Raw genomic sequence first — 13,995 nt, 5'->3', positions numbered from 1 at the left:
GGCCCGACGGCCCGGAGCCCCGACACCCCGACGCCCCGGCCTCAGTCCTGCAGCAGTACCACCGCGGACTCGCCGGGCAGGCGCAGCACCCCGTCGGCACCCGGTACGTCGACCGGTTCCCAGGCGGCGAGCACGCGCGCGCGGGGGACACCCAGCGCGATCGGGACCGGTTCGCCGCCCAGGTTCACGGCCACCAGCACGTCCCCGCGCCGGAAGGCCAGCCAGCGCCGCTCCTCGTCGTACACCACCCTGGTGTCGGCGAGGTCGGGGTCGGTGAGGTCCGGCTGAGCGTGCCGCAGGGCGACGAGCTGCCGGTACCAGGCCAGCACGCGCGCGTGCGGCTCGCGCTCCGGTTCCGACCAGTCGAGGCAGGAGCGGTCCCGGGTGGCGGGGTCCTGCGGGTCGGGGACGTCCTCCTCGGCCCAGCCGTGCGCCGCGAACTCCCGGCGCCTGCCGTCGCGCACCGCCGTGGCGAGCTCGGCGTCGGTGTGGTCGGTGAAGAACTGCCAGGGCGTACCGGCCGCCCACTCCTCGCCCATGAACAGCATCGGTGTGAACGGGGCCGTCAGGGTCAGGGCCGCCGCGCAGGCCAGCAGACCCGGGGAGACCAGCGCGGCCAGCCGGTCCCCCCGGGCCCGGTTGCCGACCTGGTCGTGGGTCTGGCTGTAGCCGAGCAGCCGGTGCCCGGCGACCCGCGTACGGTCCAGGGGCCGGCCGTGACGCCGGCCGCGGAACGCGGAGTACGTACCGTCGTGGAAGAAACCGCCGCGGAGCGTCTTGGCGAGAGCCGCGAACGGGGCGCGCGCGAAGTCGGCGTAGTAGCCCTGCGACTCACCGGTCAGCGCGGTGTGCAGGGCGTGGTGGAAGTCGTCGTTCCACTGCGCGTGCAGCCCGTGGCCGCCCGCCGCGCGCGGGGTGATGTCCCGGGGGTCGTTCCGGTCCGACTCGGCGATCAGGAACAGCGGCCGGCCGATGTCGGCGGCCAGCACGTCCACGGCCGCCGACAGCTCCTCGAGGAAGTGGTACGCACGGGTGTCCGCCAGCGCGTGCACGGCGTCCAGGCGCAGCCCGTCGATCCGGTAGTCCCGCAGCCACGCCAGCGCGCTCTCCACGAGGTACGTCCGCACCTCGTCGGAGCCGGGCGCGTCCAGGTTGACGGCGGCGCCCCACGGGGTGTGGTGGGTGTCGGTGAAGTACGGTCCGAACCGCGGGAGGTGATTCCCCGACGGCCCCAGATGGTTGTGCACCACGTCGAGGACGACGCCCAGCCCCAGGCCGTGCGCGCGGTCGACGAACCGCTTCAACGCCTCGGGCCCGCCGTACGGCTCGTGCACCGCCCACGGCGAGACCCCCTCGTACCCCCAGCCGTGACGGCCCGGGAAGGGGCACACCGGCATCAGCTGCACATGGGTGACCCCCAGTCCGGCGAGGTGCTCCAGCCGCCCGGCGGCGGCGTCGAGGGTGCCCTCGCGGGTGTACGTGCCCACATGCAGCTCGTACAGGACGGCGCCGGGCAGCGGGCGCCCGTCCCACGCCGCGCGCCAGGCGTACGCCTCGTGGTCGACGACCGCGCTCGGCCCGTCGGGCCCCTCCGGCTGCCGTCGCGAGCGCGGATCGGGCAGCACGGGCCCGTCGTCCAGGGAGAAGCCGTACCGGGAGCCGTCACGCGCGTCGGCCTCCCCGCGCCACCACCCCTCCCGTTCCGGATCGCGCGCCAACGCGCGCGCGACGCCGTCGCACTGGAGCGTCACTCTGCCGGCCTGCGGTGCCCACACCTCGAACTGCACGGACGGTTCCCCTTCGTCTGCTCACCGTGATGTAGCCCGTCCATCGTGCTGCATGGAAGACCGATCCGCCGGAGAATGATCCTTTTGCGACTGGTGTCGCCGCCGAAGGCGCGGGAACCGCGGGGACGGCCGGGAGGGTGCTCCTCCGGTCTTCTGGACAGCCCGCCCCGTGCTGGCCGACAATCAGCAGCGTGACGTCGTCCTTCGAGTTCAACACGTACCCCGCGCGGATCTCCGACGTGGAACGGGACAAGGCGCTGAAGGTGCTGCGGGACGGCGCCGCCGTGGGGCGGCTGTCCCACGACACGTTCATCCGGCGCATGGAACTGGCCCTCGCCGCCCGGTCTCCCGAGGAACTCGCCCCGCTCACCGCCGACCTGCCCACCGAGGGCCGCTTCTCGCGCGTGCTGTTCTCCTCCGTGGAGGCGGTCTCCGGGTTCACGGTACGGCTGCGCGGGGCGTGGCGGGCCGAGCGGCTGCCGAAGCTGCTGCTGCCCCATCCGGCGACCGGCCACCCGCTGCGCATAGGACGCGATCCCGCCAACGGGCTGCGGCTCAACCACGAGACGGTCTCCCGTGTGCACGCGGAGCTCCGACGGCAGGGCGGTCTGTGGGTGCTGCGGGACCTCGGGTCGACCAACGGCACGACGGTGAACGGGCGTCGGGTCGTCGGCGCGGCCGTCGTCCGCGAGGGCGACCAGATCGGCTTCGGGCGGATGACGTACCGGCTCGCGGCGAACTGAGCGCGGTACGGCGCGACATGGCGGTTTCCGGTCGCACGATCCCGTTCGGGTGAGTTGGGCTGGGGTTTCGGCACCGTCGTGCCGATGCATCTGGAATGACGTACACCATGGACACCACGCGCACCTCAGTGAGAGCGGTACGGGGCGCGCTGCTCGCGGTGATCGCCCTCCTCGCCTGCGTCGCGCCCGCGCCCGCGCGGGCGGAGACCCGGGGTCCGGCCGCCACCGACACCTGGCTGGCCGTCGGCGTCGACCGGGGCGAGACCCGGACCGGCACGAAGCCCGGCACCATGCTCCGCTGCGACCCGCCCCAGGGCCACCCGCGCGCCGCCGACGCCTGCGCGGAACTCGCCGCGGCGGACGGACGGATCTCCGACATCCCGGCCCAGGACACCATCTGCACGATGATCTACGCCCCGGTGACCGCCCACGCGCACGGGCAGTGGCGGGGGCAGCCGGTCGAGTACACGGAGACCTTCCCGAACGCGTGCGCGATGAGGGCCCGGACCGGTTCCGTGTTCGCCCTGGACGAGGCATAGGCGAGGCGTGGGCGAGGCGTGGACAAGGGGGAGGGGGCCGGGGCGGTCCGCTCCGGCTTCCCGCTCCTCGCCGGTGCGCGCCGCCCGGTCACGCGCGGGCGTGCAGCGCCGCCGCCACGACCGTGTGGGCCTGATGCTCCACCTGGTGCTCCACGGGCACCCAGCGGGCCCGGAAGTGCACGGCGAAGGCGTCGCTCCACAACGCGACCAGCCGGTCGAGACGCGCCGCCGCGTGCGCGTCGGTCTCCCGCAGCTCCCGCAGCAGCATCGCCGCCGCCCGCAGCGGCACCCGGCGCGTGAACGCGTCCACACTGCTCACGTACGCCCTCGTGCCGTCCGCGGGCGGGGTGTGGATCAGGTCGTCGGCCAGTCCCGGTACCAGCTCCAGCCCCCAGGTGGCCGCCCGCAGCAGCGGACCGCCGGCGGCCCCGGCACCCGTCAAGGCCCCGGGCCGCGCCTCCTCGAGCACCTGCCGCACCTTCCGCGCGTCCCGCTGCAGCCGGTCCGCGAGATACCGCAGCGCCGCCGCCGGCGCCGGATGCGGGCCCGGATCGTCCACCAGGGCCGCGGCCCACATCGGCACCTCGACGACCGCCGTCAGACCGCCGTACCGGTGAGCCCGGTACCAGGTGCTGTGCCGCGCGTCGTCCGGCAGGCTCGGATACGCCGGCCCGGCCCCCGGGGCGGGCATCACCCGCACCCCGGGGCCGGACACCGGCCAGCCGGCCGCGTCCGAGGCGCCGGTCTCCACCGGAATGTGCAGCTCCGCGGCCGACTTGGCGAACGGCTCGGCGAGCCCCGGCACGTCCCTCGTCAACTGGACCCAGCTGCCGCCCAGATCGGTCCCGTGCAGTGACACCTGGAGGTAGGGCCGCAGCTCGTCGATGACCCCGGTCAGGGCCCGGGTCTCGGGCGGCAGCCGGCCGGGCGGCAGCACCGACGGCGCCCACTCCGGCTGCTCCGATCCCTGGGGGCGGAAGAAGCCCAGGTGGTAGTCGTACAGGCTGTGCGGGGGCGAGGTGCTGTGCAGGCTCGCCCCGTCGGGGTCCGCGCAGAGCAGGAAGTGCCAGGAGGTGCCGTTGCGCAGCTCGCTCTCCACCAGGACCCGCCGGGCCAGCGCGAGCAGGGTGCCCCCGCCGGCCGGTTCGTTGGCGTGGGCGCCGGCGACCACCAGCACGGCACGCCGGGCGTGGCCCACGGACAGCAGGTGCAGCGGCCGCCCCGCACGGGAGACCCCCACCTGCCGCAGGACGCTCAGACCGGGCCGCTGGACCGTCAGCGCACGGGCGGAGGAGACCAGTTCGGCCACCGTCGGATAGCGCAGCTCCGGCAGGAGACCCACCCCCCGTCGTCCCGAGTCATCCACCCCATGCCGCAATCCGCAGTACCCCACGGTCACGGAACGGTGTCAAGGGTGCGACGGGGGAGGTCCCAGAGGGCCTGCGGCGCGCTCCAGCAGCGCCACCGGCGACCGCTCGAACAACTCCGCCACACGTACGCGCCCCGTGAACTCCCGGCCGGGCTCCAGTACGTCGGCCCACCGGCCGGGCGGCAGCGCCAGCCGGGTCTCCCGCCAGCCGCCCGCCTCCGCCAGCCGCAGCGACAGCCGGGTCACGGCGGTCAGCACCGCACCGGACCGCACGAACGCCACGCAGTGCGCGGCTCCGGGCCCCTCGGCGGCCAGCGGCTCGTACGACGCCGTGTCGCCGAACGCCTCGGGCCGCCGCGCCCGCAGCCGCAGCGCGGCCCGCGTCACCGCGTCCTTGCCGACGCCGACGCCGACGCCGAGGCTGCCGCTGCCGTCGCCCGTGCCCGGGCCGGACGGCTCGCCGGCCGGGAAGTCCACGGCGCGCCGGTTGTCGGGGTCCACCAGGGCCCGGTACTCGAACTCGGAGCCCTGGTAGACGTCGGGCACGCCCGGCATCGTCAGCTGGACCAGGGCGGTGCCCAGCACGTTGGCGTGGATGTGCGGCTCGAGCGAGGCCCGCAGCGCCGTCACCCGTTCGCCCGGCGCCCCGCACGGCCCCGCCGTCACGAACCGGGCCACCGCCTCCTCGTACGGCGGCTCCTGCTCCGTCCAGCTGGTGTGGAGCCCCGCCTCGCGCACATGCTTGAGCAGCGCCCCCGCCACCCGCTCCGGCTCCGCCGGGCCCAGCCCGAACACCGTCTGCCAGGCCGCCCACGCCAGCTGCGCGTCCGGCACGCCCTCGCCGGTGCGGGTCACCTCCGTCAGGACATCCGCCCAGCGCCGCGGGCACTCGGTGAGCACATGGAGCGCGGCCCGCACGTCGGCGCTGCGCTTGGTGTCGTGCGTCGAGACCACCGTTCCCGTCGACGGCCAGTCGCGCTGCACGCGCGCGCAGTACGCGTGGAACCGCTCGGGGGACACCGCCGGGTCGCCGGGGTCCTGGCCCACCTCCGTCGCCGACAGCAGCGGCACATAGCGGTAGAACGCCGTGTCCTCCACCGACTTGGCCCGCAGCGCCGACGCCGTCTGCGCGAACCGCGTACGGAACTCCACCTGCTCCGGCCCGTCGCCGTACCGCCCGAGCACCAGATCCCGTACGACGTCCACCGCCCCGGCCTCCTCGGGCACGGCGAACGCGAGCCGTGCCGCGGCCGCCGCCTCCTCGGTGACCACACCGGCCGGGTCCACGGAGGTGTAGGGCCGGTACACCTCGAGCCGGACCAGCAGCTCCCGGAGCGCGGTGCGCAGCGCCCAGGGCGCGCGGTCGCGCAGCGCGGGCTCGGGCGAGCCGGCGCACAGGTGGTGCGCCACCCGGGTCAGCCGGTCCACCTCGGCGGCCAGCTCGTGCGTGAGCACCTTGTACGCGGCCCGCCGCACCGTCGCCGCCCACTCGCCGCCCCGGTCCGGCTGCGGCGCCGCGAACCGCCGGTACTGGCCGAGCAGCTCCCCGAACCCCGCCGGGTCGGTGAACAGGCCGTCCACCTGCCGCAGGGCGTCGTAGCCGGTGGTGCCGGCGACCGGCCAGGAGGCGGGCAGCGGCTCGCCGTCGGCGAGGATCTTCTCCACCACGGTCCAGCGGCCCCCGGTCGCCTCGTGCAGCCGCCGCAGGTATCCGTCCGGGTCGGCGAGTCCGTCCGGGTGGTCGACGCGCAGCCCGTCGACCACGCCCTCGCGCAGCAGCTGGAGGATCTTGGCGTGGGTGGCCTCGAACACCTCCGGGTCCTCGACCCGCACCCCGATCAGCTCGGAGATGCTGAAGAACCGCCGGTAGTTGAGTTCCGTACGGGCCAGGCGCCACCACACCGGGCGGTACCACTGGGCGTCCAGCAGCTGCGGCAGCGGCAGGTGGGCGGTGCCCTCGCGCAGCGGGAACGCGTGGTCGTGGTAGCGCAGCACGTCGCCGTCGGTCTTCAGCAGGTCGGCCTCCGTGCCGAGCGGCCCGCCCAGCACCGGCAGCAGCACCTGGCCGCCCTGGGCCTCCCAGTCGATGTCGAACCACCGCGCACGGCGCGACGCGGGCCCTTCGCGCAGCACCTCCCACAGGGCGGGGTTGTGGCGCGGGGACATCGCCATGTGGTTCGGGACGATGTCCACGACCAGGCCGAGCCCGTGCTCCCGCGCGGTGCGCGACAGGGCCCGCAGCGCCTGCTCGCCGCCCAGCTCGGCACGCACACGGGCGTGGTCCACCACGTCGTAGCCGTGCGGTGAGCCCGGCACCGCCTCCAGGACGGGGGACAGGTGCAGATGCGACACCCCGAGCGAGGCCAGGTACGGCACTGCGGCCGCCGCGGCCGCGAACGGGAAGTCGGGCCGCAGCTGCAGCCGGTAGGTGGCGGTGGGGACCGCGGGGTCGGGTCGCTCAGGGGTCATGCAGACGTACGTACCCGCCCTGCGGTCCTTCCTGTCATCAGTGACCCGGCTGCCGCTGGACCGGCCGCCGGACCGGGCCTGGGCGGACCGGTCCGGACGGACCGGCTCAGGCCGGCCGCTGAAGCACCGTCAGGCTCCGGTCGGTCAGCGTCAGCCGGGCACCGGCCCGCACCTTCGGGCCGGTGCCCGGCGGCACGCAGTCCTCGCGGGCGGTGTCGACCACGACCTGCCACTGCCGTCCGTGGTCGACCGGCACCACGAACTCCAGCGGATGGGGGGAGGCGTTGAACATCAGCAGGAACGAGTCGTCCGTGACGCGTTCGCCGCGCCGGCCGGGTTCCGAGATCGCGTTGCCGTTGAGGAACACCGTCAGCGCCGAGGCCCGCGCCGAGTCCCAGTCCCGCTGGGTCATCTCCGCCCCCTCCGGAGTGAACCAGGCGATGTCGGACAGGTCGTCGTGGGTGCCCTCCACCGGCCGCCCGTGGAAGAAGCGGCGCCTGCGGAAGACCGGGTGGTCCTTGCGCAGCCACACCATCGCGCGGGTGAACTCCAGCATCCGCCTTCGCGGGTCCTCCTCGCCGACCCCGCCCTCCCCGCGGCCCCCGCCCTCCCCGGGCCAGTCGATCCAGGCCAGCTCGTTGTCCTGGCAGTAGGCGTTGTTGTTGCCGCGCTGGGTGCGGGCCAGCTCGTCGCCGTGGCTGATCATCGGCACGCCCTGGGAGAGCATCAGGGTCGCGATGAAGTTCCGCATCTGCCGGGCCCGCAGCCGCAGCACGTCCGGGTCGTCGGTCTCACCCTCGGCGCCGCAGTTCCAGGACCGGTTGTGGCTCTCCCCGTCCCGGTTGTCCTCGCCGTTGGCCGCGTTGTGCTTGCCGTCGTAGGACACGAGGTCGTGCAGCGTGAAGCCGTCGTGACAGGTCACGAAGTTGATCGAGGCCAGCGGGCGCCGCCCGTCGTCCTGGTACAGGTCGGAGGAGCCGGTCAGCCGGGAGGCGAACTCCGCGAGCGTGCGCGGCTCGCCCCGCCACAGGTCCCGCACGGTGTCCCGGTACTTGCCGTTCCACTCGGTCCACAGCGGCGGGAAGTTGCCCACCTGGTAGCCGCCCTCGCCCACGTCCCACGGCTCGGCGATCAGCTTCACCTGGGAGACCACCGGGTCCTGCTGCACCAGGTCGAAGAACGACGAGAGCCGGTCCACCTCGTGGAACTGCCGCGCCAGGGTCGCCGCGAGGTCGAAGCGGAACCCGTCGACATGCATCTCGGTGACCCAGTACCGCAGCGAGTCCATGATCATCTGCAGTACGTGCGGGGACCGCATGAGGAGGGAGTTCCCGGTGCCCGTGGTGTCCATGTAGTAGCGGCGGTCGTCGGTGAGCCGGTAATACGACGGATTGTCGATGCCCTTGAAGGACAGGGTGGGGCCCAGATGGTTGCCCTCGGCGGTGTGGTTGTAGACCACGTCGAGGATCACCTCGATGCCCGCCTCGTGCAGCGCCTTCACCGCCGACTTGAACTCCAGCACCTGCTGACCGCGGTCGCCCCAGGAGGCGTAGGCGTTGTGCGGGGCGAAGAAGCCGATGGTGTTGTAGCCCCAGTAGTTGTTCAGGCCCATGTCCACCAAACGGTGGTCGTTCACGAACTGGTGAACCGGCATCAGCTCCAGCGCCGTCACACCGAGTTCGGTCAGATGCCCGATCAGCGCCGGGTGCGCGAGGCCCGCGTAGGTGCCGCGCAACTCCTCCGGCAGCCCCGGATGGCGCATGGTGAGCCCCTTGACGTGCGCCTCGTGGATCACCGTGTGGTGGTACTCCGTCCGGGGCGGCCGGTCGTCGCCCCAGTCGAAGTACGGGTTGACCACGACCGACGTCATCGTGTGCGGCGCCGAGTCCAGGTCGTTGCGCCGATCGGGCGCGTCGAAGTGGTAGCCGTACACCTCCTCGCCCCAGCGGACCGACCCGCTGATCGCCCGCGCGTACGGGTCGAGCAGCAGCTTCGCCGAGTTGCAGCGCAGCCCCCGCTCGGGGGCGTACGGCCCGTGCACGCGGAAGCCGTAGCGCTGTCCGGGCATGACGCCGGGCAGGTACGCGTGCCGCACGAACGCGTCGCTCTCGCGCAGTTCGACCGCCGTCTCGGAGCCGTCGTCGTCCAGCAGACACAGCTCTACTCGGTCCGCGGCCTCCGTGAAGACCGCGAAATTGGTGCCGGCGCCGTCGTACGTGGCACCGAGGGGATACGCCTCGCCAGGCCAGACCTGCATGGACACGACTCTTTCAGGTGGACGGCCCCGGTGGGGGCGCCTCGCCCCCGAGTGTTTGCCGTGTCGCCCCACGCGGTACCCGTTCCCCGAGCCGGGCCTTCCTGTCGGCGATGCTGTGAAAACACAGTGAATCCGACCACTCATGGGGAGCGGTCATAGCAGAACAGTCCTGTGGGAGGCGGAAGTTGAGAAACGACCCCGCCATCGGGCTGCACCGCGCACCGCATGCGGAGTACTCTCCTTGATCGTTGGGGCTGGGAGAGCTCGGGGGAGCGGAAGGCGGTGCGCGGGTGGGTTCGGGAGGGCTGGAGCTGCCCCCTGGTGACGAGGGTCACGAGGGGAACTCCACGGACGTCCCGCCCGGTGCGGTGTCGTTGGCGCGGCCGATGGACGCGGGCTCGATCGGCCCGGACCTGGACTGGGGCGCCGACGACTGGCGCGAGGTGCGGACCCGTGCCCAGCGGGCCGGCCGCGCCTACATCTGGCTCAACCTCGTCGAGCAGCGGCTGCGTTCGGTCGTCGCCGCCGTGCTGCGTCCGATCTACGAGCCGATGCACGGCGACGACTGGGTGGTCGCCGCCGCCGGACCCGCCGGGCAGGAGTGGGTGCAGCGCGCGGCCGCGGTGCGCGAGGTCAGCCGCCGCAAGGGCTATCTGCTCGACCCGGCCGACGACAACGTGCTCTCCTTCCTCACGCTCCCTCAGCTGCGGGAGCTGATGGTCCAGCACTGGCCGTGCTTCGAGCCGTACTTCGACGACCGGCGGGACGTCGAACTGGCCCTGGACGAGCTGGAGGTCACCCGTAACGTCGTCTCCCGCAACCGGGCGCTGTCCGAGGCGGTGCTGAACCAGGCCGAGCGGGCCTCGGCGCGGCTGCTGGAGATGCTCGGCGCCGACGGCGACGTGCCGTCCGCGCGCCGGCTGCCCGTCGACGCGGTGGAGGACCTGGTCGGCGACCGGTACGCGGACGTGGTCGCCGTCCACCCCGACCGGGTGCGGCTGCTCCGCCAGTTCCCGGCCGAGGACATCTTCGGCGGTGCCCGCCGCCTGGACGCCATCGGGATAGGCCTCAACCTGCTGGTGCAGAACTTCTCCGGACGCCGTCTGGTGCGGCTCGCCGAATCCGGCTGCCGGGTGCGGCTGCTGTTCCTCAACCCCGCCTCCAGCGCGGTCAAGCGCCGCGAGCGCGAACTCGGCCTCAAACGGGGGGAACTCGGCCGCGCGGTCGAGATGAACATCCTCCACATGCGCCGGGTGCGGTCCCGGCTGCGCGACCCGGGAGCCTTCGAGATCCAGGTCTACGACGAGACGCCCCGCTGCACGGCGTACCTCGTGGACGGGGACGGCGCCGACGGCGTCGGCGTGGTGCAGAACCATCTGCGCCGGGCCCGGGGGATGGAGGCGCCGGTGCTGGTGCTGCGCAACGGCAGCAAGGTGGTCAAACCGGGTGAGGCCGAGGAGGGCGGGCTGTTCCCCACGTACCGCGAGGAGTTCGAGCAGATGTGGATGGATTCACGCCCGGTGTCGTGAACGCCCGCCTTGCGGCCGTCTGTCATGAACCCTCCGAAGTCTTCCGGCCGGTGAACGGAAGGCGACCCTTGGGCTGTCAGTGGCGCGTGCGAAGGTGGGAACCACTGGGGGAACGCACCACACAGAAGGGGGACGGGCCATGAGCTGGCACCGAGAGCTGCTGATCGGCTTCGACCTGGAGACGACCGGCACCGACCCGCGCGAGGCGAGGATCGTCACGGGGGCCGTGATCGAGGCCAGGGACGGGGAGCCGCTGGGGCGCCGGGAGTGGCTGGCCGACCCCGGGGTGCCCATCCCGGCGGAGGCGGTGGCCGTGCACGGCATCAGCGGTGAGCGGGCGGCGGCCGAGGGAGGCCCCGCCGACCAGGTGGCCGACGAGATCGCCGACGTCCTCACCGCCCACTGGAGCGCGGGCGTCCCGGTCGTCGCCTACAACGCCGCGTTCGATCTGACGCTGCTCTCCGCCGAGCTGCGCCGGTACGGGCTGCCGTCGCTGCGCGACCGGCTGGGGGGCGTGGACCCCGCCCCGGTCATCGATCCGTACACGATCGACCGCAGTGTCGACCGCTACCGCCGCGGCAAGCGCAACCTCGAAGCCGTCTGCGCGGAGTACGGCGTCGCGCTCGACTCCGCGCACGACGCGGCGGCCGACGCGCTCGCCGCGGCCCGGCTGGCCGGCGCGATAGCCGGCCGCCACCCGAAGGTCGCGGCCCTCGGCCCGGCGGAGCTGCACCTCCGCCAGATCGAGTGGTACGCGGAGTGGGCGGCGGACTTCCAGAGCTTCCTGCGCCGCAAGGGCGACGCCACCGCGACCGTCGAGGGGACCTGGCCGCTGCGCGAGCCGGCCGGCGAGCGGGTCTGACCCGGCGCCGCGGGAACCCCCGGGGCGTGCGCGGTCCGGGCGGTCGGGGTCAGAACGGGTACCAGCGGACGGTCGGGTCGCCGTCCCGGAGGGACGCCACGCGGCGCTCGAACTCGGCCAGGGCCTTCGGGTTGCTCGGCGCGTGCTGGGAGACCCAGGCGCAGCTGGCCGTCTCCCGCGCGCCGCGCAGCACCGCGCAGCCCTCCCAGGCGCGCACGTCCCAGCCGTACGTCTCGGTGAAGGAGGTGTACGCCTCGTCCGACAGCCCGTAGCGGTCGTGGGACAGGGCCATGACCACCAGATCGTGCTCGCGCAGATCGGCCGAGAAGGTCTCCAGGTCGACCAGGACCGGCCCGTCCGGCCCGACGTGCACGTTCCGGGGCAGCGCGTCCCCGTGGACGGGTCCCGGCGGAAGGTGGGGCGTCAGCGCCGCGGCGGCCGCCGCGAAACCGTCGCGCCGCTCACGCAGGTACGCGGCGTCCTCGGGGTCGATCGCCTCGCCCGCGAGCCGCAGCCAGCGTTCCACGCCGCCCAGCAGTTCGCGGGGCGGCAGCCCGAAGGAGGGGGTGGGCAGGGCGTGCACCACCCGCAGCAGTGCGGCCAGGTCCCGGGGTTCGGCGGGCCGTACCGGCGCGGGCAGCCGGTGCCACACCGTCACCGGGTACCCCTCGACCAGCAGCGCCCGGGACTCCGCCGCCCGCACCGCGGGCACGCCGGCCTCGGCGAGCCACAGCGCGACGGTCAGCTCCCGGCGGGCCCGCTCCAGCAGGCCGCCGTCACGGCCGACCTTGACGACCAGGTCACCGGCGGCGAACACCGCGTTCTCGCCCAGGGCGAGCAGCCGTGCGTCCCGGGCGGCCGCGCGCCCCGGCAGTACGCCCGCCGCCGCCAGGACGACCCGCGCCCGTGCCTCGTCCATCCGTCCGCCTCCGTGCCTGTTCCGGTGCCCGCATCCGGTGCCCGACCGTGTCCGCACCGTCGGTAAGTCTCGCATTCGCGCAGGTCGGCCGAGCGCGGTGTGCCCCGGTCCCCTGAATTCGGTTGCACGAGACGTATCGTCTCGCCTAGGGTCGGGGCATGACCCGACCCGCTCATATCGCCATGTTCTCCATCGCCGCCCACGGCCACGTGAACCCGAGCCTCGAGGTGATCCGCGAACTCGTGGCGCGCGGCCACCGGGTGACGTACGCGATCCCGCCGGTCTTCGCGGACAAGGTCGCCGGGACCGGAGCCGAGGTGAAGCCCTGGAACTCCACGCTGCCCTCGCCCGACGACGACCCGAAGGCGTGGGGGAGCACCCTGCTGGACAACGTGGAGCCGTTCCTCGACGACGCGATCCAGGCGCTCCCGCAGCTGATCGAGGCCTATCAGGGGGACACCCCCGACCTGGTGCTGCACGACATCACCTCCTACCCGGCGCGCGTGCTCGGCCACCGCTGGGGCGTGCCCGTGGTCTCCCTCTCACCGAACCTCGTCGCCTGGGAGGGGTACGAGAAGGAGGTCGGCGAGCCGATGTGGGAGGAGCCGCTGAGGACCGAGCGCGGCCGGGCCTACTACGCCCGCTTCCACGCCTGGCTGGAGGAGAACGGGATCACCGAGCACCCCGACCCGTTCGTGGGCCGCCCCGCCCGCTCCCTCGTCCTGATCCCGAAGGCGCTGCAGCCCCACGCCGACCGGGTCGACGAGAGCGTGCACACCTTCGTCGGCGCCTGCCAGGGAGACCGGAGCGACGAGGGGGCGTGGCAGCGGCCCTCCGGCGTGGAGCGGGTCGTCCTGGTGTCGCTCGGGTCCTCGTTCACCAAGCAGCCGGACTTCTACCGGGAGTGCGTCGAGGCCTTCGGCGACCTGCCCGGCTGGCATCTGGTGCTCCAGATCGGCAAGCACGTCGACCCCGCCGAACTGGGCGCCGTGCCGGCGAACGTCGAGGTGCGGTCCTGGGTGCCGCAGCTCGCGATCCTGAGACAGGCCGACCTGTTCCTCACCCACGCGGGTGCCGGCGGCAGCCAGGAAGGGCTGGCCACGGCCACCCCGATGATCGCCGTCCCCCAGGCGGTGGACCAGTTCGGCAACGCGGACATGCTCCAGGCGCTCGGCGTCGCCCGGCACGTCCCGGCAGGGGAGGCGACCGCCGGGGCCCTGCGCGCGGCGGCCCTCGACCTCGTCGGCGACCCGGAGGTCGCCCGACGACTGCGGCGGATCCAGGCGGATATGGCCCGGGAGGGCGGCACCTCCAGGGCGGCCGACCTCATCGAGGCGGAGCTGCCGGAGCGGCGGTAGCCGCTTCACGCAGTCCGCGCCGCCCCACCCGCCCGAGGAGTTCCGCCTCGCCGACCGTGCCTCCACCCGCACGCGCCGGACGGGCCGGCCGCTCTAGACTCACCGGGCAACCGGCCAGGCCCCGACCGCCCGGGGCGTCGCCACCGTCACCCGCAACCGGAAC

At 73.7% G+C, this 13,995-nt stretch carries 10 protein-coding genes; 5 read left to right on the top strand and 5 right to left on the bottom strand.

Annotation, left to right across the window (positions count from 1 at the left end; translation table 11 throughout):
- Window positions 1-41: 41 nt before the first annotated feature.
- Entirely contained in the window at window positions 42-1,787 is a 1,746-nt protein-coding gene (gene treZ / locus ACTWJ9_RS05435) for a malto-oligosyltrehalose trehalohydrolase (protein WP_388702084.1), read from the bottom strand.
- Window positions 1,788-1,978: 191 nt separating this feature from the next.
- Here treZ and ACTWJ9_RS05430 point away from each other — a divergent pair, with 191 nt between their 5' ends.
- Together ACTWJ9_RS05430 and ACTWJ9_RS05425 are read left to right on the top strand one after the other, a co-directional pair.
- The gene (locus tag ACTWJ9_RS05430) at window positions 1,979-2,530 is read left to right on the top strand and encodes a DUF1707 and FHA domain-containing protein (RefSeq protein WP_279333034.1); all 552 of its coding nucleotides are present in this window, start codon (window positions 1,979-1,981) and stop codon (window positions 2,528-2,530) included.
- 107 nt (window positions 2,531-2,637) lie between these two features.
- On the top strand, window positions 2,638-3,069 hold the full coding sequence (locus tag ACTWJ9_RS05425) for an SSI family serine proteinase inhibitor (RefSeq protein ID WP_279333033.1): 432 nt from the start codon (window positions 2,638-2,640) through the stop codon (window positions 3,067-3,069).
- A gap of 88 nt (window positions 3,070-3,157) precedes the next feature.
- Here the strand turns inward: ACTWJ9_RS05425 and ACTWJ9_RS05420 are convergent, their stop codons facing one another.
- The 3 genes from ACTWJ9_RS05420 to glgX all read right to left on the bottom strand — a co-directional run bounded on the left by ACTWJ9_RS05420 (window position 3,158) and on the right by glgX (window position 9,164).
- On the bottom strand, window positions 3,158-4,411 hold the full coding sequence (locus ACTWJ9_RS05420) for a M14 family zinc carboxypeptidase (RefSeq protein ID WP_279333032.1): 1,254 nt from the start codon (window positions 4,409-4,411) through the stop codon (window positions 3,158-3,160).
- A gap of 66 nt (window positions 4,412-4,477) precedes the next feature.
- Window positions 4,478-6,907, bottom strand: a complete 2,430-nt coding sequence (gene treY, locus ACTWJ9_RS05415; RefSeq protein ID WP_443295262.1) for a malto-oligosyltrehalose synthase — start codon at window positions 6,905-6,907, stop codon at window positions 4,478-4,480.
- A 106-nt stretch (window positions 6,908-7,013) separates the two neighbouring features.
- Entirely contained in the window at window positions 7,014-9,164 is a 2,151-nt protein-coding gene (gene glgX, locus ACTWJ9_RS05410) for a glycogen debranching protein GlgX (RefSeq protein ID WP_279333030.1), read from the bottom strand.
- Between the two features lie 290 nt (window positions 9,165-9,454).
- Here glgX and ACTWJ9_RS05405 point away from each other — a divergent pair, with 290 nt between their 5' ends.
- Together ACTWJ9_RS05405 and ACTWJ9_RS05400 are read left to right on the top strand one after the other, a co-directional pair.
- On the top strand, window positions 9,455-10,693 hold the full coding sequence (locus ACTWJ9_RS05405) for an SAV2148 family HEPN domain-containing protein (RefSeq protein ID WP_279337890.1): 1,239 nt from the start codon (window positions 9,455-9,457) through the stop codon (window positions 10,691-10,693).
- A gap of 139 nt (window positions 10,694-10,832) precedes the next feature.
- Window positions 10,833-11,555, top strand: a complete 723-nt coding sequence (locus ACTWJ9_RS05400) for a 3'-5' exonuclease (RefSeq protein WP_279333029.1) — start codon at window positions 10,833-10,835, stop codon at window positions 11,553-11,555.
- Between the two features lie 49 nt (window positions 11,556-11,604).
- On the opposite strand, the gene ACTWJ9_RS05395 is transcribed toward ACTWJ9_RS05400, so the two are convergent.
- Window positions 11,605-12,474 (bottom strand): aminoglycoside phosphotransferase family protein, encoded by an 870-nt coding sequence (locus tag ACTWJ9_RS05395; protein WP_387037834.1) that lies wholly within the window; start codon window positions 12,472-12,474, stop codon window positions 11,605-11,607.
- Window positions 12,475-12,632: 158 nt separating this feature from the next.
- Between ACTWJ9_RS05395 and mgt the strand changes: the two genes are divergently transcribed.
- Complete coding sequence (mgt, locus tag ACTWJ9_RS05390; RefSeq protein WP_279333027.1) at window positions 12,633-13,832, top strand: macrolide-inactivating glycosyltransferase; 1,200 nt, start codon at window positions 12,633-12,635, stop codon at window positions 13,830-13,832.
- The last annotated feature ends 163 nt before the right edge of the window (window positions 13,833-13,995 follow it).

It is taken from the genome of Streptomyces sp. GDS52, from assembly GCF_052246875.1.
GTDB lineage: Bacteria > Actinomycetota > Actinomycetes > Streptomycetales > Streptomycetaceae > Streptomyces > Streptomyces cathayae.
The sequence above is the reverse complement of the archived record's forward strand: the minus strand, read 5'-3'. Positions and strand labels throughout refer to the sequence as shown.

Bases quoted from the DNA above. Each gene is read 5' to 3' on its own strand.
- ACTWJ9_RS05425 (WP_279333033.1), top strand. From the start codon at position 2,638: ATGGACACCACGCGCACCTCAGTGAGAGCGGTACGGGGCGCGCTGCTC.
- treY (WP_443295262.1), bottom strand. From the start codon at position 6,907: ATGACCCCTGAGCGACCCGACCCCGCGGTCCCCACCGCCACCTACCGG.
- glgX (WP_279333030.1), bottom strand. From the start codon at position 9,164: ATGCAGGTCTGGCCTGGCGAGGCGTATCCCCTCGGTGCCACGTACGAC.
- ACTWJ9_RS05400 (WP_279333029.1), top strand. From the start codon at position 10,833: ATGAGCTGGCACCGAGAGCTGCTGATCGGCTTCGACCTGGAGACGACC.
- ACTWJ9_RS05395 (WP_387037834.1), bottom strand. From the start codon at position 12,474: ATGGACGAGGCACGGGCGCGGGTCGTCCTGGCGGCGGCGGGCGTACTG.
- mgt (WP_279333027.1), top strand. From the start codon at position 12,633: ATGACCCGACCCGCTCATATCGCCATGTTCTCCATCGCCGCCCACGGC.